This window comes from Arthrobacter sp. BL-252-APC-1A, from assembly GCF_009696625.1.
Classification (GTDB): domain Bacteria; phylum Actinomycetota; class Actinomycetes; order Actinomycetales; family Micrococcaceae; genus Arthrobacter_B.
Map to the genome: position 1 here is coordinate 46,988 of NZ_VULS01000008.1, position 23,968 is coordinate 70,955.

The window sequence follows — 23,968 nt, forward strand, 5'->3', positions numbered from 1 at the left end:
TACTGGCGCTTGAGCACGGGTTTGCCCATGCAGCTATGGTGCGCGCCCTTACGATGTTATCCGCTGTTCTTCAGCCCGACCAACCGGCCGCGCAGCCCGCGGGTGCTGCTTCTGTGAACCTTGTCCTGCACTCCGCGGCAGGGGTCGGGGCAGCGGCAGGGACGCAGTGTCCGTGAGGTCCCAGGCCTGGAGGGCCTGCAGGCTCATGCCCCGCGGGCCGGTACGCCGGGTGAGTCCGCGGATCAGCATCAGTTCGGTGCCGAAGAGCAGCGGGCCGGTTTTTTCCTGGGCTTCGGTGAAGAAGGTGCAGTCCACGCAGCCGGTTCCGTCGTCGAGGCTGATAAACACAACCCGGCGGCCGCCCCGCATTGGCGGAGTCTGTGTTGCTACCCGAATGCCGGCTACCAGCACTTCTGATCCGTTGCGTAGCTGCAGCAGTGATTCTGCTTTGGTGACGCCCAGGGTGGCGAGCAGCGGTTCATAGCTGTCCACCAGGTGTGCACTGACGTCGACGGCGAGCAGGTCCAGTTCGGTGCGGACCCGTTCGGGCAGCGTGGGTTCAGGCAGCTGGGGCACAAGGTTGGCCAGTTCCGTGTCTCCGAGCGGAAGTGCCAGCTGGCCCGGGATCGGATCGTATTTCCGGGTCCCGGTTTTGCCCGCGGCCTCAGCCAGGTGCTGCAGCAGATCGGCACGGCTGCCGCGGGAGCCGGTCTCCCTGGACAGTGAATCGAAGGCACCCAGCTGGGCCAGCCGCTGGAGCGAGGGCTTGGAGAGCCTGGCCCTGGCGCGCAGGTCAGCCAGGGAGTCAAAAGGCTGTCCGGCGGCGATGCGGCGGACTTCAGCCGCTGAGAGCCCGTAAATGCCGGCAAAGCTGAGCCGGATGCCCAGCCGCGGCGGTCGCGCCTCTTGGCCCGGACCTGCCGGAACAGCAGGGATCCGCTCCACCCGGTATTGCTCACCGCTGCGGTTGATGTCCAGCGGCAGGATGGGAATGCCCATCCTGCGGGCTTCGGCCACCAGCAGACGGCGCGGGTACATGCCGGGATCATGTTCGAAAATCCCGGCGAGGAACGCTTCGGGATGGTGTGCCTTCAGCCAGGCCGACTGGTAGGTGGGTACGGCGAAGGCAGCACCGTGGGCCTTGCAGAAACCGAAGCTGCCGAAGGCCTTCAATGTTCCCCAGACGTTCTCGATGGTCTGCGCGTCGTAGCCGCGCTTCCCTGCCGCCTGCCGGAAGAAGTCCTCCACCCCCTGCTCGGCCGCCGGGTTGCCCAGCAGCCGGCGCAGCTCATCGGCCTTGGCAAGCCCGCAGCCGGTGAACACGTCAAAGGTCCGCAGCACCTGTTCATGGAAGACCGTTACCCCGTGGGTTTCCGCCAGCACCGGGCGCAGCGATTCGTGCGGGTACACCGCCGGAGCCCAGCCGTGGCGGTGTTCCAGGAACGGGCGCACCATGTCGGATTTCATGGGTCCGGGCCGGAACAGGGAAATGTCGATGATCAGGTCGTTGAAATCGCGCGGTGCCATCTTCCCAACAAGCTCACGCTGCCCGGGAGACTCAATCTGGAAGCAGCCCAGCGTGTGGGTGCTGCGGATCAGCTCAAAGGTGGGCTCATCATCGAGCGGCACAGCGTCCAGCTCGATCCGGCCGTCCTCAGCTATCCACTCCGGGCGGGGTTCGGTTTCCCGGACGTGCCCGCCGGACCGGGCCACTTCATCGCCGCCGGAATGGACGCGGACCACTTCCTTCAGCGCAAAGGCCATGGCCGACTGCATCCGCACGCCCAGCACGTCGAGTTTCAGCATGCCCATGGGATCCATGTCGTGCTTGTCGAACTGGGACATTGGCAGCCCCAGGCCGCTGGGCTGTACCGGGGTGCGGTCCAGCAGGGAGGTGTCACCCAGGATTACCCCGCACGGGTGCATGGAGATGTGCCGGGGCAGCCGGTCCAGCCGTTCGGTCAGATCCACCAGCAGGTCCAGCTGCCGGTTCTGCTGCACTGCCTCGGCAACATCCCGCAGCTCGGGTTTCTCTGCGAGCGCTTCACGGAAGTGGCTCGCCGAGAAGCGCCACAGCGCCTTGGCCACGGCGCCGACCTCCTCATCCGGCAGGCCCAGCGCCAGTCCGGCGTCGCGCACCGCTCCGCGGGCCCGGTAGCCGTTCTGCATGCTCATCAGGGTGACCCGCTGCGAGCCGAAACGTTCAAAAATGCGGTGGTAGACGTTGTGCCGCTCGGCGCTTTCGACATCAATGTCGATATCCGGGAGCGTGGAGCGGTCCCGGGAGAGGAAGCGTTCAAAGATCAGGTCGTGTGCCAGCGGGTTCACGTGGCTGATGCCCAAGAGGTAGTTCACCAGCGAGGATGCGCCCGACCCGCGGGCCGCAGCACGTACCCCCATCTGGCGGATCATCGTGGAAACTTCGGCGACCGTCAGGAAGTAGGACGCAAAGCCCAGCCGTTCGATGATGCCCAGTTCGTGTTCCAGCCGGTTGCGCATGGCTGCTTCGGCTGAACCGGCCAGGTGGCCAAAGCGCCGTCCGATCCCTGCTTCGCAGCGGCCGCGCAGTTCAAGGACGGGTTCGGCGTCGATCCCGATGACTCCCGCTTCTGGAACCACCGGCTGCTTCCAGCCCATATCCGCAGCCGGGTCGATCCGGCAGGCATCGGCGAGCGCCTCCGTGGCGGCCAGCAGTTTTGCGGCGCCCGTTCGCCCGTAACCGGCTTCGTGGCTGATTTCCGCTGCGAGCGCCGCCATCTGCTGCCCTGACTTCAGCCAGCCCTGGCCGTTGGGCTGCAGGTCTGCCAGCTGCCCCATGGACGTCAGTGCCCTGGCGGCGTCGAGCACATCCGCGGTTGCTGCGCCGTCTTCATCCACGTAGCGCACAGCGTTGGTCAGTACAGCGGGGATGTTCATCTCATCCGAGAGCCGAAGCATCCGCACAGCATGGGCCAGGCTCAGGTTGGTGCCCGGGGAACTGAGGTGGGTGACTACTTCCACGGCGAGCGCGGCGCGGGGCATAACTGCCAGCCAGCGCCGGAACAGTGTGCGGGCAACGGCGTAGCTTCGGCTGCGCATGGCACGCCCGACGTCGGTGTACGGCCCTACCAGCACGCTCAGTACCGGTTCCCCGTCCCTGCCCAATACCCGGGAGGCAAGCTGCTCCAGGGTGACGCCGGGCGGCCGGCCTGCGCGGCCCCTGGACGGGGAGGTTCCGGCATGGGCGTCGGAGATGAGCCGGCAGAGCGCGTGGTAGCCCGCTCCCCCGTTGTGCCCATGGGCCAGGATGACCGCGCGTCCGGTTACTTCTGCTTCTTTGCCTTCCCCGTCCAGGATGGCCAGGTCCACGCCGATGATCGGATCTATCCCTGCGTCCATGCAGGCACGCAGATGCTTGACCGTGCCGTAAAGACCGTCGCGGTCGGTGCAGGCCAGCGCGTCAGCGCCGTCCGCTGCGGCGGCCTGGGCCAGTTCTTCCGGCCAGGAGGTGCCGTAGTGGGCGGAGAAGGCCGTGGCGGCATGGAGGTGGGTAAAGCTCATGGCACGGGTGCTAGGCGCTTTCCCGCAGGGCGTCATGAATCCGGATCAGCCGCCAGGTGTTTGAGGCAGCCTGCCGGGAGATGTCCAGCGTGCGCAGCGGCGAGCGCGGGCTCAGGCGGGCCTGTACCCGCCAGATCTCCGAGTCCACCAGTCCGGGGCCGTGTCCGCGTTCTGCCCGGGGCTCTTCTTCCCACCAGCGGCGGCGCTCATACCAGCGAACGGGATTGGCGGCGACCTTGTAGGTCCTGCCCTGCCAGATAAGACGCAGCGGTATGCCCGCGGGTGAGCACACCACCTCAACTGCTTCACTGAAAAGTCCCATGGCTGCCCCTCGCTGTGCCTGAATCGGGGCCGGGCGGTCGCCGGAACCAGCATTCAGGACAAAACCTGATTCGAACATATATTCGAATCTCCAGTGTACGACTGCTCTCTGACAATCCGCACGGTGCCCCCTAGGAACCCGGTGGGAGTTCTGATTTACTCAGCCGCCGCCTCCACCCGGGACTGCGTCGAGAGCGGAATCTCGCGGATAAACAGGCACAGCACACCGCCTGCTGCCACCAGCGGAATGCTGAGCAGGAAGATCGGCGGCAGCGCCGTGCCGAAAGCCGCACCAATTTCCTGCTGCACCGGGCCGGGCAGGGCCTGCAGCACCGCCGGCGTGAGCGAATTGATGCCCTCCGCCGGAAGCATCCCCGCGGTCCCGGCGGGGGCATCGGCAAGCCGGTCGGTCAGCCGCTGGATGAAGATCGACCCGAAAGCAGCAATTCCGAAGGAAGCACCAATCTGGCGGAAGTAATTCGCTGCGGAGATGGCGGTTCCCATGTTCTTGGGCGGCACACTGTTCTGCACGATCAGCACCAGGTTCTGCAGCAGCGCCCCGATGCCCAGGCCCAGCACCGCCATCCCGATTGCCGTGAACCAGTACGGGGTGTCCTGGGAGATCCGGGACAGCAGCACCAGCCCCGCAATAACCGCTGCACAGCCGGCAACGGGATAGACCTTGTACCTGCCCGTGCGCGCAATCAGCTGGCCGGTGCCAATGGAGGTGAGCAGCAGCCCGGCCATCATCGGCAGCATCATCAGCCCGGATTCGGTGGCGCTGGCACCGTTGACCATCTGCAGGAAGGTGGGCAGGTAGGAGATGGTGGAAAACATCGCTATGCCGACGGCGATGCCCGCCAGCACCGGGATCAGGAAGTTCCGCAGCCGAAACAGGCCCAGCGGCAGGATGGGCTCACTGGCCCTGCGCTCTGCCCAGACAAACGCAGCACCGGCAACGACGGCGGCTGCAGACAGGCCGAGGATCTGCGGGCTCCCCCAGTCATAGGTGTTTCCTCCCCAGCTGGTCACCAGGATCAGGGCGGTGGAGGCCACGGCGAGCAGCCCGGCGCCGGCATAGTCCAGCCTCGGCCGGGACGCGGCCGCTTTGGGAAGGTGCAGGGAGGTAATGACGACGGCGAGCGCGGCAGCTCCGATGGGCACGTTGATGTAGAACACCCAGCGCCAGGACCATGAGTCAGTGATCCATCCGCCCAGCAGCGGTCCGCCGACGGAGGCCAGGCCGAAGGAAGCTCCGATCAGTCCCATATAGCGCCCGCGTTCGCGCGGTGAGACCAAATCTCCGATGATCGCCTGGGCACCGATCATCAGGCCGCCGCCGCCGATGCCCTGGATCGCCCGGAAGGCAATCAGCTGGCCCATGCTCTGCGACAGGCCGGAGAGGACGGATCCGAGGAGGAAGACTGCAATGGCGAAGATGAAGATGTTCTTGCGGCCAAAGAGGTCTCCGAGCTTGCCGTAGATGGGCAGGCCGATGGTCGCGGCCAGGATGTAGGCGGTCACTACCCAGGACAGGTGTTCCAGCCCGTTCAGGTCTCCCACGATGGTGGGCAGGGCCGTGGCGACGATGGTCTGGTCCAGCGCCGCCAGCAGGACGGAGAGGACCAGCCCGGTGAATACCAGCACCCGTCCGCGCCGCGCGCCGTCGTCCTGCGCGCCCGCTGCAGCCTTCCGGACCGGGACCGCCGGGACTGCCGCATGTGCTCCTGAGGTCATCAGCGCTTCGCCTCCCCCTCCAGCTGCACATTCGCTGTAGTGGCCAGCGGAACCTCCCGGATAAAGAGCGTCAGCACGAAGGCGGCGCCCAGCGCTGGGATTCCGAGCAGGAAGATCGGGGGAAGTGCGGTGCCGAACGCGTCGGCAATGAAGTCGCGCGCCGGGGCCGGCAGCGCTTTGAGCTGGGACGGGCTAATGGAGTTCACCCCCTGGCTGGTCACCCCGCGTACGGCTTCAGGGGCGTTGGCCACCTGGTCGTTGAGCCGGGAGATAAACACCGAGCCGTAGACGGCGATTCCAAGCGTTCCGCCTATTTGCCGGAAGTAGTTCGCTGAGGAGACCCCTGTGCCCATGTTTTGGGGCGGAACACTGTTCTGCACGATCAGCACGACGTTCTGCATCAGCGCCCCAATTCCCAGACCGAGTACGAACATGCCCAGTGCGGTGAACAAGTACGGCCTTTCCGCGGAGATGCGCGAGAGCAGCAGCAGCCCCAGGATCATCACCAGCGACCCCAGGATCGGATAGATCTTGTACCTGCCGGTGCGGGAGATGAGCTGCCCGGTCCCGATGGAGCTGAGCAGCAGGCCCGCAGTCATGGGCAGCATCATCAGCCCCGAGTCGGTGGCGCTGGCACCGTTGACCATCTGGAGGAAGGTCGGCAGGTAGGAAATGCTGCCGAACATCGCCAGTCCGACGGCGAGCCCCACCAGGGTGCACACCACAAAGTTGCGGATCTTGAAAAGCCGCAGCGGAAGGATCGGTTCCGGGGCCCGTAGCTCCACGGGAATGAACACCGCAATGGCAACCAGGGCTGCTGCTCCGAGGCCAAGGATGGTCGGGGAGGTCCAGGCGTACGTTGTTCCGCCCCAGCTGGTAATGCCCACCAGGGCGGCGCTCGCGATGGCGAGCAGGATGGCACCGGGATAGTCCAGCTTGATCCCGGCAGCGCTGCGCCTGGGCAGGTGCAGGGAGGTGATGATCAGTGCCAGGGCAATGGCTCCGAGCGGGAGGTTGATGTAGAACACCCATCGCCAGGACCAGTATTCAGTCAGGTAGCCGCCCAGCAGGGGTCCGCTGACGGATGCGACCCCAAAGGCAGCGCCGATCAGCCCCATGTACTTCCCGCGGTCCCGGGCAGAGACGATGTCCCCGATGATGGCCTGCGCACCGATTATCAGTCCGCCGCCTCCCACACCCTGCAGTGCCCGGTATGAAATCAGCTCTGCCATGCTGTGTGCCTGCCCGGAGAGCGCCGATCCGAGGAGGAAGACGATGATCGCAAAGATGAAGATGTTCTTGCGTCCGAGCAGGTCACCGAGCTTGCCGTAGATAGGCAGCCCGATCGTGGAAGTCAGCAGGTAGGCGGTGATGACCCAGGACAGATGGTCCAGTCCCCGCAGGTCGCCCACAATCGTGGGAAGGGCGGTGGAGACGATTGTCTGGTCCAGGGCAGAGATGAGCACCGCCATGATCAGGCCGCTGAAGACCAGGGCCAGCTCGCGGCGGGTGTGCGGCGCCTGGGCCTGTTCTGCACCCGCTGGCGGAGGTCCTGACGGGGGAACCTTTCCCGGAGCAGTCCCTTCCGTATCCGGAGCCGCATCCGCCCGGGTACGGGTGGCAGCCGCGGTGGTGCCGTATGGGACGGCACCATGCCCGGTGCCCGGAGAACCGGCGTCGGAATGCCGGTCACACGGCGCAGGCGAACCGAGATCTGTGGCTGTCTTCGTCGCCGTGTGGGCAGGCCGTGTGTTGCGGGCAAAGAAATGAGCCATGACGCCTCCTGGAACGGGCGTGGGCGCTGCCGCGGCAGGGTCCGGGTTAAGAGCCACCTTCCATCAGAAGCCCGCAGAGGCCGGGAGTCAACGCCGGGCGAACTCCATTCCCGGACCGGGGCGCGGGTTGCTGAGCCAGTAGCTGGAACCGTCCGGGCTGCGCCGGACGATTCCTTCGTCGACCATGGCACGCCGGAACATCGCCGGATCCTCAGTAAAGGCGGCCAGCCGGCCGGTGACCTCGGCTTCCGTCAGCCGGGCAGGACTGGCGGCCGGATCCCCGGCACCGGCACCCAGTAACCCGTGCCGGGAAAAGACCTCACCGGCCAGATAGTGCAGGACTTCAAGTCGGTCGGCCCGTTTGGAAGGCAGGCTGCCGGAGCTTCCCGGACCCAGGTGCCGCAGCGGGGACTCATCCCGGGGCTGCCGGTCTGCGGCGAGCAGGCGGGAGAAGATCTCCGGAACAGGATGCAGCCCGTCCTCCCCTTCCCGGAGCAGCCCGGCTTTGAGGAGCGCGGCCAGCGACTTGTTCCCGGCGCGGTCCAGGTCCTTTCCGGAGAGCGGTTCGCCCTGCGCCGCAGCGGTAATAATCCGGGCGTACACCTCCAGCCTGCGGGAATCTGCGAGCGCAGCGGCCACCGCTTTCCAACTGGAGCTGCCGGGCGTGTCCTGGTCCTTCAACTGCCGTGCCTTTCACCTGGTGTATTTGGGTGTGGGCCGGATCTGTCCGGGCTCCGTTCCGTGACGTAGCCTACTGCAACAGGAATCCGGACCCGAGGGGAGCTGCCGCATGGAGTCGTGCTACCCCGTGCGCTCCTTCGCGGCCGCTTCCATTGCTGCTGCGGGCAGCGCGGTTGCGGAACTTGCGTCCCGGCTCTCCGGAGCCCCGGTGCAGGCTGAAGCCGATCCGGATCTTGCCCGTGCCTGGTTTGGCGGCTCCTTCCGGCCTGCCGGCTGGGAGATTCCGCCGCCCTGGGACCCGCTTTCCCGGGACTACCCGTGTACTGACGGCTGGATACGCCTGCATACCAACGCCCCGCACCACCGCCGGGCTGCGCTCGCCGTTCTGGGCCTGCCCGCAGATACCGGCCCTGAGACAGCGGCCGTGGCAGTCAGGGCGTGGAAAGGCGGCGAGCTGGAAGAAGCTGTGGTGGACGCCGGCGGCTGTGCGGCGCAGCTGCGGACAGCGGAACAATGGCAGCTGCACCCGCAGGGACAGGCCGTCCGGGCCGAACCCCTGATTGGCTGGTCCCGGCGCGCGGCCCGGCTCCCCGCGGAAACCTCCGGGACCCCTGAACGGCCGCTGGACGGCGTCCGGGTACTGGACCTCACCCGCGTCATCGCCGGCCCGGTGGCTACCCGTTTCCTTGCCGGGTTTGGAGCAAGGGTCCTCCGCATTGATCCGCCGGGCTGGCAGGAACCGGCGCTGGAAGCTGAAATGACGGTGGGCAAGAGCTGCACCCGTCTGGACCTGCGCACGCCCGACGGCACGGCGAAGGTACGCGAACTGGTCTCCACGGCAGACCTGGTGGTACACGGCTACCGTCCCGGCGCCCTTGCCGGACTGGGACTGGACGAACACCGTCTCCAGCAGCTGCGCCCCGGCGTCGTGACTGTGGCGCTCAATGCCTGGGGATGGACCGGGCCTTGGCGCGGCCGCCGCGGGTTTGATTCGCTGGTACAGACAGCGTCGGGAATTGCCGACGCCGGTATGGCGTGGGCTGCAGCGGATGCACCGCTGCCGCTGCCTGTCCAGGCGCTGGACCACGCCACCGCATACCTGGCCGCTGCGGCCGCCGTCCGGGCCTGGACCCGCCGGCTGGACGGTGAGGTCAATGCCGCGCGGCTTTCCCTGGCCCGGACCGCGGTGGAACTGCAGCGGGCCGCGGACGCCCGCCGGCCTGTTCCACCGCCCTGGGAATTGCCGAACGAGCGGTCAGAACGCGCCCTGCCCCGGACTGCGGAACAGACCTGGTGGGGGCCGGGCGAGCGGCTGGTGCCTCCGCTGGACTTTCGCTCTGAAGGACCGGTTCCTTCGATGGTGTGGGACCGGCCCGCGGCACCGCTGGGATCAGCTCCCGCAGCCTGGTAGCTGGTGAGCCGGGCTAACTGCGGCTGAAAGCGTCCAGCCGTGCCTGCACTTCGTCCTCGTGCCGGGTGCGCAGTTCATAGTCGATGAACGCGTCGATCATGGCCCGGTAGGTTTTTTCCACCACTGTGGAGTCCTGCTCCTGAGCCTTGGCGGCTTCCCGCACGTGGTTGATGACTTCCTCAACCCGGTCCCGGGCGCGGACCTGGGCGTCGTCGTCCTTCAGTCCACCCGCCAGCCGGACCAGGCGTTCGCGGCGCCAGATCAGCGCAACTATTTCTTCGTCTATCTCGTCAATGGCCGTGCGTACGGCCCCAAGCTGTTCGGTGGTCGGGTCTGTTTCCACTGTTTCTCCCATGGGTTCCAGTTTACCGGGACCGTGCTTCGGACTTTTCCGGCTGGGCCGCCCGGCCCAGTTTCGAGGGCCACCAGATCCGCGGGCCAATGTCATAGGACAGCGCCGGAACCAGCAGCGAGCGCACCACCAGGGTGTCCAGCAGCACGCCAAAAGCCACGATGAACGCCAGCTGGGCCAGGAACAGCACGGGGATTACCCCCAGCGCCGCGAAGGTCGCAGCGAGCACGATTCCGGCGGAGGTGATCACGCCGCCGGTGATCATCAGTCCCCGGACGATCCCGTCCCGTGTGCCCAGGACAAGGCTCTCCTCCCGCACACGGGTCATCAGGAAGATGTTGTAGTCCACGCCCAGCGCCACCAGGAAGATGAACCCGTACAGCGGCACCGCCGGATCCGCCCCCGGGAAGTCCAGCACGTAGTTGAACAGCAGCGCGGAGATGCCCAGCGTCGCACCGAAGGACAGCATGACGGTCAGGATCAGCAGGAACGGCGCCAGCACCGCCCGCTGCAGGAGCATCAGCAGGATGAAGATCACCACCAGCACCACCGGGATGATCAGGTTGCGGTCGTGCTCCGCGGCGTCGTTGGTGTCTACCGTCGTGGCCGTTGTGCCGCCCACCAGGACCTCCGGCTTATCCGCCAGTTTCTCCCGCAGTTCGCGGACCGTGTCCTCCGCTGCCGACGAGTCTGCGTTCTCCGTCAGGGTGGCCTGCAGCAGCACCTGAGCGTCCACGGTCTTGGGGGAAGCGTTCTCCGAACCGGGGATCGGGGGAACCTGCACTCCGGCGTCGGTGACGGGCAGGGAACCTGCCGGGGTGCCCTGCGCCACCACGGTGACGTCGGAGAACCCGCTGGTACCCAGCACCGTGTCCGCGACGGACTGCAGCTCCGCTTCAGGGGCCACGATCAGCACCGGGCTGCCGGACCCGGAGGGGAAATGCTCGCCCAGGGCCGCCTGGCCTTCCTTGGCTTCGGTCTGGCCCAGCACAAAATCACTCTGCGGCACGCCGGAAGCACGGAAGTCCACCACGGCCACCGCGGCGGCGGCCAGCACGACGGCGCAGATCAGCCAGGTGCGCCGGGAGTGGTTCCGCACGGTGCGGGCCACCGCGGGCCAAAAACCCCGCGCCTGGTGGTCGCGGTCCGGGTGCGGGGAGCCGAACGCCGGGCGGCGGGGCCAGAACGCGGAACGGCCAAAGACGAAGAGCAGCGACGGCAGCAGCGTCATGGCGGCCAGGTAGGAACAGACAATCCCCAGGGAGGCCACCGGTGCGAGGGCCTTGTTTGAGTTCAGGTCACTGAGCAGCAGGCACAGCAGCCCCGCCACCACGGTGCCGGCGGAGGCCGTCACGGGTTCCAGCGTCCCCCTCAGCGCAGCCCGCGTTGCCCCCCAGCGGTCCGCATGGTCCCGCAGCGCTTCGCGGTAACGGGAGACATAGAGCAGGGAGTAGTCCGTGGCTGCGCCGATGCCGAGGATGAACAGGATCCCCTGCACCTGCCCGTTCAGCGTTACTGCACCGGCTTTGGCCAGCCAGTACACGGCCAGGATCGCGGCGGAGAGAGCCAGTATGGAAGTCAGCAGCACCAGGATGGGCAGCAGCGGAGAACGGTAGACAATCACCAGGATCACCAGCACGGCGATCACGGCAACGATCAGCAGGGCCCCGTCAATGCCGCCGAACGCCTGGGAGATATCTGCCAGCTGTCCGGCCGGTCCGGTTACATACGCGCTGAGCCCGTCCGGCAGTCCGTCCTTCGCCACGGTGCTGAGGTTCTCCACGTTGTCGGCAGCGGCGTCGTCATCCGTCACCGGCACAAAGATCTCCGCAGCCTTTCCGTCTTCTGAGAACTGGGCCGGGGACACGCCGCCGCTGACCCCCGGGGCGTCCGCGAAGGCCTTCTCCCGGTCCTGGATGAAGGTGCGGTCCGCGTCCGTCAGCCCGGCATCGTTGACGTAAAGCACGACCGCGGGAATCGACTCGCTGTCCGTGAACTCGGACTGGAGTTCACTGACCTTCGTGGACGCGGAGCTGGCCGGGAGGTAGGAGGCCTGGTCATTCTGCTGGACTTCGCTGATCTTGCCGAAGTACGGTCCGCCGACCCCGCCCAGGCCGAACCAAACGACGATCAGCAGCACCGGGATCACGATCCGCAGCCAGGCCGGCGGCCCTGCATTGCGCCCGGTTTCCCGCGGCGGTCCGCTTCCGTCCGGAGGAGCAGGGGTTGCGCTGGCCGCGGAGGGCCTCGAAGGACCGGAGTCCGGGGGGATTGCTGTGCTCATGGGCCTCGTCGCATTCTCGCGAGAGCGCGGGCTGACCCTGACCGGCCTTCACCCCGCCCGTGGACGTGCACTGCCGCCTTCCATGAGAGCCCTCCGCGGCAGGCCGCGTCAACGGCGTCCGGGAAAGACCGGTCCGGCACGGCGCGAAATCCTGTAGGTTCACGTTCTGGGTTTGCCGGGGTGTTCGGTGGCAAGATTCATTTATGCAGCCCCAGTTGAGCGTCGTCACCCTAGGCGTGCGCGATGTCGAAGTGTCCCATGCCTTCTACCGCCGGCTGGGCTGGGAGCCGCTGCAGTATGTGCCCGGCGAAGTCGTGTTTTTCCAGGTAGGCCACGGCCTGCTGCTCTCGTTCTTCCGCAATGACCACCTCGCTGCCGAGTCCGGCGCCACCGGTGCAGCCAGTCTGGCCCCGTTTACCCTCGCCCACAACGTCGCCACCCCGCCGGAGGTCGATGCGATCCTCCACGACGCAGCTGCCGCCGGCGGTTCCATCGCCGCGCCGGGGATGCAGATGAGCTGGGGCGGATACTCCGGCTACTTCACCGATCCCGACGGGTTCCGCTGGGAGGTCTGCCATAATCCGGGCCTGCACGTGGCGGAAGACGGGACCGTGACCCTGGAGGTGCTGGATCCGGGAAACCCCGGCGGCGCTGCACCGGCCCCCGCCGCAGAAGAATCCCCGGCTCCGCTTGAGCAGCAGCCTGCAGGTTCCTAGGCAAATATTCCCTTTAGGCGAAACCGCACGGGTCAGAACAGCGCCGGCACTACCCCCGGCGCGGCTGTGCCGCCCGGCCCGGTTTCCGGGTCCAGCAGCCAGGGACCGTCGCAGCGGACATTGCCGACGGCTGGATTCGCCGGTTCAACCCTGAGTCCTTCAGCGGTTTTCCAGGCATTCCCGAGCACCCTGCCCAAAAGCGCCAGTGCCTCTGTGGCCCCCAGGTTCCCCGGTGCTAGCCACTGCTCCAGATCCGGTCCCGCCAGGGGAAGCGGCATCCGGTGGTGCAGCTCCGCCAGCGGGCGCAGTGCCGGCTCACTGGTCTCCGGATCCGGGGCGGCAAGCGTAATGACGGAGGCGGAGAGCAGCCAGCGGCCCGGCTCACCCGCCTGCACAGCCGGGTCCGCCCACCACTCGTAAAGTCCGGCAAACCAGCTGAGCTTTTTATCTGAGCGACTCACGAAGTACGGTTCGCGGGTATTTCCGGGACCGGTTTTCCATTCGTAGTACCCGTCCATGGGAACGGCGCAGCGACGGGCCAGGACGGCCTCACGGAACGTGGGCTTCTCCAGGAGTGTCTCGCTGCGGGCATTAAAGGCACGCACGCCGGACGCAATGTCCCTGGCCCAGGAAGGGACCAGTCCCCACCTGGCCACATGCACCTGCCGGACCGGTTTGCCGTCAATCAGCCGTTCCAGGGCCACCGGTACATCCGCGGCGGGAGCTATGTTCCAGGACTGCCTGAGATCCAGGTTCGCGTCCGCCTCCGCCTCCGCTTCGGCCACCAGGTCTCCTACTGCCCGCGCCATAACGTATCTGCCGCACATGCCATCAGTCTGCCTGACCAGTTGCCGGAGCGGTGAATCTCCGGACGGGCCCGGGGAATGAAACCGGCCCGGGACGGTGTTCTCCTGACAGCAGAAGCCCAAGCAACCCATGTGAAGGAACTCCCATGACCGCCACTGCCGAATCGTTTACTCCCGATGCCGGGACCATCACCATGTTCTCCACAAGCTGGTGCGGCTACTGCCGCCGGCTGAAGTCCCAGCTGGATTCTGCCGGAATCGGCTACACCGAGGTGAACATAGAGAACACTGAGGGCACCGCCGAGCTGGTGGAGTCCCTCAACGGCGGCAACCAGACCGTGCCCACCGTGATCTTCCCGGACGGTTCCACCGCCACCAATCCCTCGGCAGCCGAGGTGAAGGCCCGTCTGGGCCTCTGACCGGGAGTCCTGCGGGGCAGCGGCCGGCAGCGCAAAAGTGACTCCCGGCCTGCTGCTTCATAGGATGGAGGGGTGCCTCCGGTTTGCGGAGGTGCCCCTGAGAAATCTCCCGAGAGGCAGCCCTCCCCCATGGTTCACAAGGTCCAAGCTGTAGTAGTCAAGGAAAAGAATGCACCGGTGTCCCTGGAAACGATCCTGGTTCCGGATCCCGGGCCGGGCGAAGCCCTGGTAGACATCCTCACCTGCGGCGTCTGCCACACCGACCTGCACTACAAGCAGGGCGGGATCAGCGACGACTACCCGTTCCTGCTCGGCCACGAAGCAACCGGCGTGGTTTCCTCCGTCGGACCGGACGTCACTGAAGTAGCGCCCGGAGACCGCGTGATCCTGAACTGGCGTGCCGTGTGCGGCGAGTGCCGTGCCTGCCGCAAGGGCCAGCCGCAGTACTGCTTCAACACCCACAACGCCACCCAGAAGATGACGCTGGAAGACGGCACGGAGCTCTCCCCCGCACTGGGCATCGGCGCGTTCGCCGAGAAGACGCTCGTTGCCGCCGGGCAGTGCACCAAGGTAGACGACGACGTCGATCCCGCCGCGGTGGGCCTGCTCGGCTGCGGCGTAATGGCCGGCATCGGCGCCGCAATCAACACCGGCGAAGTCAAGCGCGGGGAATCCGTGGCCGTGATCGGCTGCGGCGGCGTGGGCATCGCTGCCATCGCCGGTGCCAAGCTGGCCGGTGCCACCACGATCATCGCGGTGGACATCGACCAGGCGAAGGTTGACCTGGCCCTGGCCAACGGCGCTACGCACGGCATCAACTCCCGCGAAGAGGATCCGGTGGAAGCCATCCGCGCGCTCACCGGGGGCAATGGCGCCGACGTCGTCATTGAAGCCGTGGGACGCCCGGAAACCTACAAGCAGGCCTTCTACGCCCGCGACCTCGCCGGCCGTGTGGTGCTGGTGGGCGTTCCGACGCCGGAGATGCAGATTGAGCTGCCGCTGGCTGATGTCTTTGGCCGCGGCGGGTCGCTGAAGTCCTCCTGGTACGGCGACTGCCTGCCCTCCCGCGACTTCCCGATGCTGGTGGAGCAGTACAAGCTCGGCCGGCTGGACCTGGATGCCTTCGTCTCCGAGCGGATCGGCCTGGGCGACATAGAGGAAGCCTTCACCAAGATGCATGACGGCAAGGTCCTGCGCTCGGTGGTGGAACTCTGATGGCAGCACGCATCGACAAGGTAGTCACCTCGGGAACGTTCAGCCTGGACGGCGGCACCTGGGACGTGGACAACAACGTGTGGATCGTCGGCGACGACGCGCAGGTCATCATCATTGACCCTGCCCACGACGTGGATGCCATTGAGGAAGCCGTAGGCGACCGCGAGGTCATGGGCATCCTTCTGACGCACGGCCACGACGACCATATCCGGGCCGTAACCGCTGCACAGGACCGTTTCAGTGCACCGGTATTCCTGCACGCTGCGGACCGGATGCTCTGGGACGCCGTCTTCCCCGATGAGGAACCGGATGACGTCATCGAGGACGGGGATACCTTCGAAATCGCAGGCGTGACGCTGGAAACCCTGCACACCCCGGGCCACTCCCCCGGATCGGTGTGCTTCTACGCTCCTGAGCTGGGAACGCTCTTCTCCGGGGACACCCTCTTCAGCGGCGGCCCCGGCGCCACGGGACGTTCCTACAGCGACTTCGGCACCATCATCGACTCCATCCGCGAACGGCTGCTCACGCTGCCGGCGGAGACGGTGGTGAACACCGGCCACGGGGATTCGACGTCGATCGGCGCTGAAGCTCCGCACCTCCAGGAGTGGATCGACCGGGGCCACTAAACCCGGCCCCCGCTGCACCACCCTCCTTCACCACCCACCTCATCGAGACAACAGAAACTGCCCGTTTCACGCCTGATTCGGGCAGTTTCTGCTATCTCGATGAGCTACGGAACAGCCGTTGCCTGGACCTGCCAGCCGTGGCGGCCGGGAACGGCTGTCCACGTGGCGGGTTCACCTGCCGGTGCCAGGACATCATTCAGCCACCAGGTCTCGGCCGGAGCCCAGCCGGCAAGCATCGTTTTCATCCCGGCAGCGTCCAGCACGCTGCCGGCTGTCAGCAGGTACCCGGCCACACTGAGGTGCACGCCGTCATAATCCCTTGCCACCGCCTGCCAGTCCGGGATTGCCCAGAGCCAGGTGTCGGCCTGCGGATCCCCGGAGCTAACCGCCCAGCTGCGTCCGCGTGAGCGCGTGACTTCCAGCGGATAGGCCGTGACCAGGTCCTGCCAGCTGCGCGGATCCCGAATCTCATAGATCCGGGCGCCTTTGGCCGCCTGCAGCGGGTAGGTCCGGGCCGTGGTCCATTCCAGCGGGTTCTCTACCATGACCAGTCCGGCCGGTCCGTTGCCGGGGATCGCCGGCGTAGTCGCCGGCACATCCGAGAGCGCCGGGATGGACCACCACCGGCCGGTCCAGTTGGCGACCAGGGGTGTATGGCCCTCCTCGGCAGCAATCGATTCACGCCAGCGCCGCAGTCCGGCAGCGCTGCCGGTCAGGATGGGAGGCCCGGTGCCGGGAACAGTGGTACTGGCAATCCACTGGACGTAGTACTGGGTAACTGCACCGGGGTCCCGCCACCATCCCGGGCCGGAACGTACAACGGCGACGGCCACCGGCAGGAGCAGGTCCCGGGGCACGGGCTCAGCCAGCAGGCGGGCGGTGTCCGACGGCGGCTGCCAGTAGGCGGCACCTTTCACGACGCGGTCCAGGCTTTGGAGCACCTGGGCCACCGTTACCTCGGGCCGGTGCGGCAGGGCTTCAAGCAGCTGCAGGACCCTGCTGGATTCCTGCGACATCCCCGGGGGCAGCATTGCGCTGCTCCCACAGGAGAACACCTGTCCTTCGGCAACCAGGGACCGGGCAAGGTCAAGGCAGAGTTCCCGTCCACGGGGCCCGGCCAGCAGCTGCTGGGCGGCCGGAAGATCTTCCATCCATCCAACGTACCAGCGGACCCGCTGCCCAGGGCCCGGGTCCTGCAGAGATAGCCCTAGCGCTTCCCCAGACGGGTGGCTGAGCGGATGACTGCCCGGTCACGGACGGCCACCATGGCCCGCCGCACCGATGCCAGGTCAACGGCGTCGAGCGGCACGGCAGCGAGGGCGCCGGGATGGCGCAGCCCGTACTGAAACCGTGCCCGTACCACCAGACGGGTCTGGTTGTGGCGCACCGGCTGCAGCAGCCACAGCCACGTGGAGCGTCCGTCGCCGCCGGCCCAGAGCATCCACTCACTGGGCTGGACCTCCTTGATCCGCAGCCGGTGTCCGGTCGCGGTGGTCAGCAGGTCGCCGATGTCCAGTTCGCGCAGCTGCGGCGCTGCCCGGTCGGCCTGTTGCTGGTCCGGCAGGCCAACCCGGTCAAAGACGTACCAGCCGGCGCGTCCGTGCCCGATCCGGTTCAGGAAGGACCACACATCTGCGGCCGGCGCAGGGATGAGGACGCTGCGTGTGACCTGCAGCGCCGGTCCGGTAAGGACGGCGTCACCGGGGAGCCGGTGCACCGGTCCGTTATCAAGCTGGCGGAGCAGGCGCACAAGCCGGAGATATACACCGGCTGCCGACCCGGCAGCGGCAGCAGCGGCAAGCGCACGGAGATAGGGCCTGCCCGCCGGACCAAAGGAACCGCGCCGTCCTGCCACGAAACGCGCTAGTCCTGTTCCAGGATCGAGAGAATGTTCCCGGACGGGTCCCGGAACCAGGCCATGGCCGTATCCCCGCGCCGGAAGATCCCGTCACCGCCGGCGTCATCCAGGGGCTCGAAGACCACTCCCCTGCCGCTGAGTTCGTGTACTGCTGCCTGGACGTCCCGGACCGGGAAATTCAGCACGGTGTACGCAGCGGGCGCGTGGTCTGCCTTCTCATAGACCAGCACATGGGTGTGCGGCGCGAGTTCGAGCCGCAGCTGTCCCGGGGCCTGTGTGCAGGGAAGCTGGAGGGTGGTGCCGTAGAACCGGCGGGCGGAAGCCACGTCATCCACCGCAAATCCGCTGAACGCATTGCCGTACTCAAACATGGGCACTCCTTCGCGTTGCCGTGCCCTCGATAATAGTCCCAGGGAAGGGCCTGCGGCACCGGTAGCGGGGTGCCGGAGGGCCCGGAAACCGAGCCTGGCGGTTCCGGTGCCGTGGCCTCAGAAACCGTCGGGCTTGGTAATCACTGTGTGCGTTGCATGGTCGTAGAGGAAAGTCACGGACCCGCCGGAGTGCTCCAGCCGGTAGTTCGCGCCGTCAAAGTGGGCGTTCTGTCCGTAGTTCTCAGCCCAGGTGCGGTTCAGCGCCGCCTTGTACTCGTAGTTCCCCGCCGGCAGGTCGACGGTGAGTTTCCAAAGTTCGTCGCTGCGGTCGAATCCCAGCTGAACGGTGTCCGCTGCAGGATCCCAGTCCGCACCGCCAAGCGCTGCGGCAAATGTACCGGCAACCGCGACGGCGTCGGGCTGGGGGAAGGACGGCCCGGCGTAGCGCTCCTCCGCGTGGGAGCCGTGGACCTGGGCTTCCGGTTCGGCCGCGGCACCGGATTCCACCAGCGCTGCTTCGAGCACGGCTTCACTCTGTGTTTCCGCACTGGTCAGCGCGGTGACCGAGTGCTTGCTCCCGCTCAGCGCTTCATTCAGGTGATGCACGTCAGGGAACTCGGTCAGTGCCGAGCGCCCCTCGGGGGTGATGCTCCAGCCTGCCCGCCCTTCCTTCAGGATCCAGCCGGCCTTGACAAGCTTGGTGCTGGCAGTGATCAGTGCCCGCTCTCCGCGGGCGACGCCGCTGGCCAGCAGTTCGGCCTCGGTGCCTTCCAGCGGCACCTGTTCCAGTGCCTGCCGCAGCACCTCGGCCCTGCCGGTCCCTGCACCGGCTGAGGGGTCCTGGGCTGCCAGGACTTCAAGGATGGCTTTGAGCCGGAGGGCAGTGTTTTCGAGGGTCTTCCTGGGCAATGTGCGGATCCTTTGCTTGAGGGTTCCAAGGCGAAGCCAAACGCCTGCTTCCGCTGCCCGAGCCTAACGGGATTGGGCTGTGGTTGGAAGGACCGTGCCCGGACCGTCGGCAACTATCTGCAGCAGCCGGGAGGGATCGCCGTGCTCCAGGGGCGCATACCTGCCGTAGGCCGCAAGCAGGGCATCTTCCGCCTCAGACACCCGAAGCCCGGGGCGCAGGTCCTCTGCCGCTCCGGCCGTGGAAGGGTCCCAGTCCAGCCACAGCGCCTTGTAGACCGCGGAGAGCACTTCCCGCAGCGGTGCGGAATCCTCGATGACCACAACTGACGAGAAGAGCCAGGCGCCGGAGACTACCCGCTGCGCTGTTCCCACGAGCTTGATCCGGGCACCGGTGCCGCCGTGCACGCTGTATTCACCCGGGCAGTACTCCCCCGGGATCTCCCCGACGCCTGCCGGAACTCCGGCGTCCTGCAGTGCGCCGGCCAGCAGCTCCGCGAAGCCGGCAAAGCGTGCCAGGGAATGGGCGACGGCGTTGGGCTCGGGTTCAATATGGTCCAGGATCAAACAGCCCCCGTGATAGGCAGCTGCCCGCCCTCCGGCTTTGCGGACCAGGGGTTCGAACCCTAAATCACGGCAGGCGGCTGCCGCGTCCGGGAAACCGGGAAGGCGCGCGTCGCGCTGTCCGAAGGCAACCGTGGGCTGCGGGCGGTAAACCCGCAGGCTGGGACCCAGCGTTCCGCGGCGCGCAGCGTCCAGCAGATCCAGGGCATGCTGCAGGTCCTCGGCGGCGCCGAAGGACTCCTGCTGGCGGTAGACCTGAAGGGCACGTGCAGCATCCACTGGATCAGTTCCTGCCCAGCGGGCGGACGGTGAGAATCTGCTCGCTGCGGCCAAACGGACCGGACTCGTCGTGGAGCACAGAAGAGGTGAGCCCGATTCCGTCCGTGCCAAAGCTCACCCGTGTGTCCAGGCCCAGCCAGCGTCCCTCGGGGCGGCGGTGGAGATGGATCTGCAGGTCCACGTTGGGGAACATCCAGCTGTCCCCGCCCGGGGGTACCCGGGCGGCAATTCCGTTGGCGGCGTCGACCAGGCCCAGCAGGCCCACTGTCGGGGACGTCGCGGCGCCGTCGAGCATTTCAAACGGCGAGCGCACCCACACCTGGCCGCGGCCGGGACGCAGGCCGGGAACCGCCCGGAATTCCAGGGTGTTGATGAAGTCACCGGGCCAGGCAGTCATACCGTCAAATCCCTCTGCGTCCTCCGGGCCCGGCATGCGCTCGTCCTCCACTGCAGCGACTTCACTGGTGTCCCCGGTGGCCAGCCGCCAGGCGGTGGCACGCACCGCCGTGCGGCCGGCTGCGGTGAGCTCGGCTTCGAGGAGTTCGATGGTGCGTCCGGCGCGGATGACCTTCGTGGTGACATCAAAGACTCCCTGCGGGATGACGCCCAGGATTTCATAGCTGACCCGGGCCAGCCGCATTCCGGGACGGGGTTCTGCCTCTTCCAGGCAGTGGACCAGCAGGCCGGCGACGGGCGCCATGTGCTGTTCGTCCTCGTTCCAGGCTCCCTGCGTATGGCGGGTTGATTCAAAAGTCCCCTCACCCAGTGAGCGGTAGTACGACTCGGCCACTTATCCTCCTGGCACGTCCCAACAATGCGGTCTCAGGCTATCCTGCTTTGCCGGCTCCGCGGGGTCCGTTTCCCCTTCCCCGGGCTGCTGCTGCGGTGTTGAATGGCCGGGGCAGCCGTGTGGCTGCAGCGGCTGCGTGCACCGGCCGCCTGGATTCACCCGCCCCACAGCGGACTCTCACAGAAGAAACCGAGGACAGCATGAAGTACACCCATCTGGGCCGCGCCGGCCTGCAGGTCTCCCGGCTTTGCCTGGGCACCATGAATTTCGGCCCCAAGACACCTGAAGGCGACGCCCACGCGATCATGGACTCTGCCCGGGAATCAGGCATCAACTTCTTCGACACGGCAAACGTGTACGGGTGGGAGAACAAAGGCCTGACCGAGGAGATCATTGGCCGGTGGTTCGCCCAGGGCGGCGGACGGCGCGAATCCACCGTGATTGCCACGAAGCTCTACGGTTCCATGGGGCCCGGACCCAACCAGACCTATCTCTCGGCGCTCAACATCCGCCAGGCACTCGATGCCAGCCTCAAACGGCTGCAGACGGATTATGTGGACCTTTACCAGTTCCACCACATTGACCGGAACACGCCGTGGGACGAGATCTGGCAGGCCATGGAAACTGCCGTAGCCCAGGGAAAAGTTATCTATAACGGGTCCAGCAACTTTGCCGGCTGGCACATTGCTGAAGCCCAGGAGAGCGCGCGGAGGCGGCAGTACGCCGGTCTCATCTCCGAACAGAGCATTTACAATCTGGTCAACCGCTCCGTGGAACTGGAAGTAATCCCTGCTGCACAAAAATACGGGCTGGGACTCATTCCGTGGTCCCCGCTCCAGGGCGGACTGCTGGGCGGCATCCTGAAAGCACAGGACGACGGCGGGCGCCGGGCGGAGGGACGGGTCCAGGATCTGCTCTCCAGGCACCGTGACCAGATCCAGGCGTATGAGGACCTGGCGGCGGAAATCGAGGTTGAACCGGGAATCCTTGCGCTGGCCTGGCTGCTGCACCAGCCAGCGGTGAGCGCACCGATAGTTGGCCCGAGGGTTCAGGGGCAGCTGGATGACGCGCTCGCGGCGCTCGAGGTTGAGCTCGACAAAGCCACGCTGGAGAAACTGGACGGCATATTCCCGGGCCACCGCCCGGCGCCGGAAGACTACGCCTGGTAACGGACTACCTGTCCTGGGCCGGTTCGATCAGCTGCGGGCCGTTGTTGCGCACGGAGTTGACCTCGCTGGAAACCACGCGGGGGCTCAGGACCGGCTCCGGGATGGAGTCCAGGAGGGAAGCAATGGCCTCGGCATCGGTCAGGCCCGGGTCCAGCCACTCTGAGTAAAGGTCCGGCGGAACCACCAGCGGCGTGCGGTCATGGATGTGCCCCAGTTCATCGGTGGCCTCGGTGGTGATGATGGTGACGCTCAGCAGCCACTTGTGCTCGTGGTCCTCCGGGAGGTTCGGGTCCGGCCAGAACTCATACAGCCCGGCGAAGGCGATGGGGTCCGGGACGGTTGGATGCAGGTAGGTGGGAATCTTTCCCTCCTCGGTTTTCTCCCACTCGTAGTAACCGTCTGCCGGAACCAGGGCCCGCCGCTTCACAGCTGCTTTCCGGAAGGCGGGCTTCTCCAGGATGGTCTCCCGGCGGGCATTGATCAGCCGCGCGCCGATCTTCGTGTCCTTGGCCCACACCGGCACGAGTCCCCACTTCGCTGTGGCCAGGCGCCGCACGCTCCCGTCGGGGCCTTTCCGTTCCGTGATGATGCGCACGTCATCGGTGGGAGCAACATTCCACGACGGTTCAACGTCCTCGCCCACCACCTGGTCCGCCGAGAAAGCAGAAACCAGGTCTGACGTCGCCCTGGCCATGACATATCGTCCGCACATGGACAGCATTGTGCCCTAAGCACGTCCGGGATCACAGTGTCGAAGGAGCCGGAACCCTTCCGATGGTCATTCGAACATATGTTCTACTTAAGTCATGGATCCTCAGGCGGCGGCGCGGCTGGCGGCCAGGTATGCCAGGCGCGCGGAACCCATCGGGTTAACCCCCGAAGAACTTGATTTTGACCACTTTCCGGCAACGACCTCCATGCCTGCCATTCCCATCTGGGCCTGGATCCGTTTCCCAGGCAGCGCCGAACACGTGGCGGCCGAGACCTGCACCTGGTCAGCGAAAGCAGTGCAGGTTCTATGGGAAGACGCAGGTATTCGCCGCTCAACCTGGGTCTGGGCATCCGCCGTTTCCCGGCGTTCGTCCGGCCGGACCCGCACCACCCTCGGCGAGAGGACACCCGCGCAGCGGAGTAAAAATGGAAGAACCAGCTAAGTCCGGTTTTCCAGCAGAAAGGTCCCGCGCACGTGAACGCACCGTGCACCTGCATCCGCTGTACCGATCCCGCAACCGGCCGGATCGGCGTCGCCGTCTATGACCCCTTTTGCCGCCAGCGCATGCACCGCATCAGCGGCTCCACCCTGCGCGAACCCAGTTACGGTTCCCAGCGTTAGCCCCGGCATCCGGGACCCGGCACAAGCAGCTCGAGCGCGTTCAGCCCTGGTTCATCGCCGCGATCTGCAGGAGGTTTCCGCAGGTGTCGGAGAAGACTGCGGTTGTCACCGGCCCCATCGACGCGGGCGGCTGGGAGAATTCGACGCCGAGCGCCAGCATCCGCTCATACTCCTTCTGGACATCGTCAACACCGAATGAGTTGTACGGAATCCCGTCACGCACCAGTGCTTCCTTGAAGGGCGCCACGGCAGGGTGAGAGCTGGGTTCCAGCAGCAGTTCGACGCCGCCTTCCTCGCCCGGATTTCCCACCGTCAGCCAGCGCGCGCCGCCCGCCGGCTGGTCCTGCCGTTTCTCGAACCCTAGAACCCGGGTATAAAAATCCAGGGCTTTCTCCTGGTCATCGACGAAGATACTCGCTGTCACAATCTTCATGGCTCTTGTCCTTCCGCTTCATTCTGTCCGGGTGGTTGCGGCGGCAGCCCATCGGCCAGTCCGGCAATCCAGCCGGCTACGCCTGACGTCAGTGGTTCCAGGCAAAGGTGGTGGCGACGGAAGCGCCCGTCTGCCTCCACCCTGATCAGCCCGGCTTCTTCCAGAACCGACAGATGCTTTGAAACTCCCTGCCGCGAAATGCCAACTGCGTGGTTCGTGATCAGGCGGACACACAACTCGTACAGTGTCTGGCCGCCCTGGGACGCGAGTTCATCGAGCAGGATTCGGCGGACCGGATCTGCCATTGCCCGAAAGACTGCGTCCATGCGGCCACAATAGGCAACCGACGGGTTGCATGGAAGGGTGCGGAGGAAAAACC

At 66.4% G+C, this 23,968-nt stretch carries 24 protein-coding genes; 7 read left to right on the forward strand and 17 right to left on the reverse strand.

The window, feature by feature from the left end:
• Positions 1 to 48: 48 nt before the first annotated feature.
• The 5 genes from FYJ28_RS12570 to FYJ28_RS12590 all read right to left on the reverse strand — a co-directional run bounded on the left by FYJ28_RS12570 (position 49) and on the right by FYJ28_RS12590 (position 8,054).
• On the reverse strand, positions 49 to 3,540 hold the full coding sequence (locus tag FYJ28_RS12570; RefSeq protein WP_154579523.1) for a DNA polymerase III subunit alpha: 3,492 nt from the start codon (positions 3,538 to 3,540) through the stop codon (positions 49 to 51).
• A 10-nt stretch (positions 3,541 to 3,550) separates the two neighbouring features.
• Positions 3,551 to 3,862: a DUF6504 family protein gene (locus FYJ28_RS12575; RefSeq protein ID WP_154579524.1), complete on the reverse strand. Its 312-nt coding sequence runs from the start codon at positions 3,860 to 3,862 to the stop codon at positions 3,551 to 3,553.
• A 155-nt stretch (positions 3,863 to 4,017) separates the two neighbouring features.
• A complete protein-coding gene (locus FYJ28_RS12580; protein WP_154579525.1) occupies positions 4,018 to 5,598 on the reverse strand; it encodes an MDR family MFS transporter in 1,581 nt (526 codons plus the stop codon).
• A complete protein-coding gene (locus tag FYJ28_RS12585) occupies positions 5,598 to 7,373 on the reverse strand; it encodes an MDR family MFS transporter (RefSeq protein WP_154579526.1) in 1,776 nt (591 codons plus the stop codon). Before FYJ28_RS12585 ends, FYJ28_RS12580 begins: the two co-directional genes overlap by 1 nt.
• Positions 7,374 to 7,460: 87 nt before the next feature.
• On the reverse strand, positions 7,461 to 8,054 hold the full coding sequence (locus tag FYJ28_RS12590; RefSeq protein WP_154579527.1) for a DUF2087 domain-containing protein: 594 nt from the start codon (positions 8,052 to 8,054) through the stop codon (positions 7,461 to 7,463).
• 109 nt (positions 8,055 to 8,163) lie between these two features.
• Between FYJ28_RS12590 and FYJ28_RS12595 the strand changes: the two genes are divergently transcribed.
• Entirely contained in the window at positions 8,164 to 9,465 is a 1,302-nt protein-coding gene (locus tag FYJ28_RS12595; RefSeq protein ID WP_154579528.1) for a CoA transferase, read from the forward strand.
• A 13-nt stretch (positions 9,466 to 9,478) separates the two neighbouring features.
• Here FYJ28_RS12595 and FYJ28_RS12600 read toward each other — a convergent pair whose 3' ends face one another.
• Both FYJ28_RS12600 and FYJ28_RS12605 read right to left on the reverse strand, forming a co-directional pair.
• Entirely contained in the window at positions 9,479 to 9,820 is a 342-nt protein-coding gene (locus FYJ28_RS12600; RefSeq protein ID WP_154579529.1) for a chorismate mutase, read from the reverse strand.
• 10 nt (positions 9,821 to 9,830) lie between these two features.
• Complete coding sequence (locus FYJ28_RS12605; RefSeq protein ID WP_154579530.1) at positions 9,831 to 12,101, reverse strand: MMPL family transporter; 2,271 nt, start codon at positions 12,099 to 12,101, stop codon at positions 9,831 to 9,833.
• A 203-nt stretch (positions 12,102 to 12,304) separates the two neighbouring features.
• On the opposite strand from FYJ28_RS12605, the gene FYJ28_RS12610 reads away from it, so the two are divergent.
• A complete protein-coding gene (locus FYJ28_RS12610) occupies positions 12,305 to 12,817 on the forward strand; it encodes a VOC family protein (protein WP_082413506.1) in 513 nt (170 codons plus the stop codon).
• 32 nt (positions 12,818 to 12,849) lie between these two features.
• Here the strand turns inward: FYJ28_RS12610 and FYJ28_RS12615 are convergent, their stop codons facing one another.
• A complete protein-coding gene (locus tag FYJ28_RS12615; protein WP_154579531.1) occupies positions 12,850 to 13,644 on the reverse strand; it encodes an SOS response-associated peptidase in 795 nt (264 codons plus the stop codon).
• 125 nt (positions 13,645 to 13,769) lie between these two features.
• On the opposite strand from FYJ28_RS12615, the gene FYJ28_RS12620 reads away from it, so the two are divergent.
• The 3 genes from FYJ28_RS12620 (at position 13,770) to FYJ28_RS12630 (ending at position 15,886) form a co-directional block, all read left to right on the forward strand.
• Complete coding sequence (locus FYJ28_RS12620; RefSeq protein WP_055240928.1) at positions 13,770 to 14,042, forward strand: mycoredoxin; 273 nt, start codon at positions 13,770 to 13,772, stop codon at positions 14,040 to 14,042.
• A gap of 129 nt (positions 14,043 to 14,171) precedes the next feature.
• Positions 14,172 to 15,257, forward strand: a complete 1,086-nt coding sequence (locus FYJ28_RS12625; RefSeq protein WP_154579532.1) for an S-(hydroxymethyl)mycothiol dehydrogenase — start codon at positions 14,172 to 14,174, stop codon at positions 15,255 to 15,257.
• Positions 15,257 to 15,886, forward strand: a complete 630-nt coding sequence (locus FYJ28_RS12630) for an MBL fold metallo-hydrolase (RefSeq protein ID WP_055240926.1) — start codon at positions 15,257 to 15,259, stop codon at positions 15,884 to 15,886. The genes FYJ28_RS12625 and FYJ28_RS12630 overlap by 1 nt, the downstream gene beginning before the upstream one ends.
• Before the next feature lie 104 nt (positions 15,887 to 15,990).
• Here the strand turns inward: FYJ28_RS12630 and FYJ28_RS12635 are convergent, their stop codons facing one another.
• From FYJ28_RS12635 to FYJ28_RS12660, 6 genes are all read right to left on the reverse strand, one after another.
• The gene (locus FYJ28_RS12635) at positions 15,991 to 17,037 is read right to left on the reverse strand and encodes a hypothetical protein (protein WP_154579533.1); all 1,047 of its coding nucleotides are present in this window, start codon (positions 17,035 to 17,037) and stop codon (positions 15,991 to 15,993) included.
• Positions 17,038 to 17,093: 56 nt separating this feature from the next.
• Positions 17,094 to 17,741, reverse strand: coding sequence for a hypothetical protein (locus FYJ28_RS12640; RefSeq protein WP_055240923.1), 648 nt, complete (start codon positions 17,739 to 17,741; stop codon positions 17,094 to 17,096).
• Between the two features lie 8 nt (positions 17,742 to 17,749).
• Positions 17,750 to 18,115, reverse strand: a complete 366-nt coding sequence (locus FYJ28_RS12645; protein ID WP_055240922.1) for a VOC family protein — start codon at positions 18,113 to 18,115, stop codon at positions 17,750 to 17,752.
• A gap of 117 nt (positions 18,116 to 18,232) precedes the next feature.
• Positions 18,233 to 19,024, reverse strand: a complete 792-nt coding sequence (locus FYJ28_RS12650) for a pullulanase X25 domain-containing protein (RefSeq protein WP_055240921.1) — start codon at positions 19,022 to 19,024, stop codon at positions 18,233 to 18,235.
• 63 nt (positions 19,025 to 19,087) lie between these two features.
• Positions 19,088 to 19,864, reverse strand: a complete 777-nt coding sequence (locus FYJ28_RS12655; protein ID WP_326831692.1) for a lipoate--protein ligase family protein — start codon at positions 19,862 to 19,864, stop codon at positions 19,088 to 19,090.
• A gap of 4 nt (positions 19,865 to 19,868) precedes the next feature.
• Positions 19,869 to 20,654: a thioesterase family protein gene (locus tag FYJ28_RS12660; protein ID WP_055240919.1), complete on the reverse strand. Its 786-nt coding sequence runs from the start codon at positions 20,652 to 20,654 to the stop codon at positions 19,869 to 19,871.
• Positions 20,655 to 20,854: 200 nt separating this feature from the next.
• On the opposite strand from FYJ28_RS12660, the gene FYJ28_RS12665 reads away from it, so the two are divergent.
• Positions 20,855 to 21,823 (forward strand): aldo/keto reductase, encoded by a 969-nt coding sequence (locus FYJ28_RS12665; protein WP_055240918.1) that lies wholly within the window; start codon positions 20,855 to 20,857, stop codon positions 21,821 to 21,823.
• A 4-nt stretch (positions 21,824 to 21,827) separates the two neighbouring features.
• Here the strand turns inward: FYJ28_RS12665 and FYJ28_RS12670 are convergent, their stop codons facing one another.
• Entirely contained in the window at positions 21,828 to 22,535 is a 708-nt protein-coding gene (locus FYJ28_RS12670; protein ID WP_154579534.1) for an SOS response-associated peptidase, read from the reverse strand.
• A 474-nt stretch (positions 22,536 to 23,009) separates the two neighbouring features.
• Here FYJ28_RS12670 and FYJ28_RS12675 point away from each other — a divergent pair, with 474 nt between their 5' ends.
• Positions 23,010 to 23,156, forward strand: a complete 147-nt coding sequence (locus FYJ28_RS12675) for a hypothetical protein (protein WP_154579535.1) — start codon at positions 23,010 to 23,012, stop codon at positions 23,154 to 23,156.
• A gap of 40 nt (positions 23,157 to 23,196) precedes the next feature.
• On the opposite strand, the gene FYJ28_RS12680 is transcribed toward FYJ28_RS12675, so the two are convergent.
• Both FYJ28_RS12680 and FYJ28_RS12685 read right to left on the reverse strand, forming a co-directional pair.
• Positions 23,197 to 23,589, reverse strand: coding sequence for a VOC family protein (locus FYJ28_RS12680; RefSeq protein ID WP_055240916.1), 393 nt, complete (start codon positions 23,587 to 23,589; stop codon positions 23,197 to 23,199).
• Positions 23,586 to 23,915: an ArsR/SmtB family transcription factor gene (locus tag FYJ28_RS12685; RefSeq protein ID WP_055240915.1), complete on the reverse strand. Its 330-nt coding sequence runs from the start codon at positions 23,913 to 23,915 to the stop codon at positions 23,586 to 23,588. The genes FYJ28_RS12680 and FYJ28_RS12685 overlap by 4 nt, the downstream gene beginning before the upstream one ends.
• Positions 23,916 to 23,968: the final 53 nt, after the last annotated feature.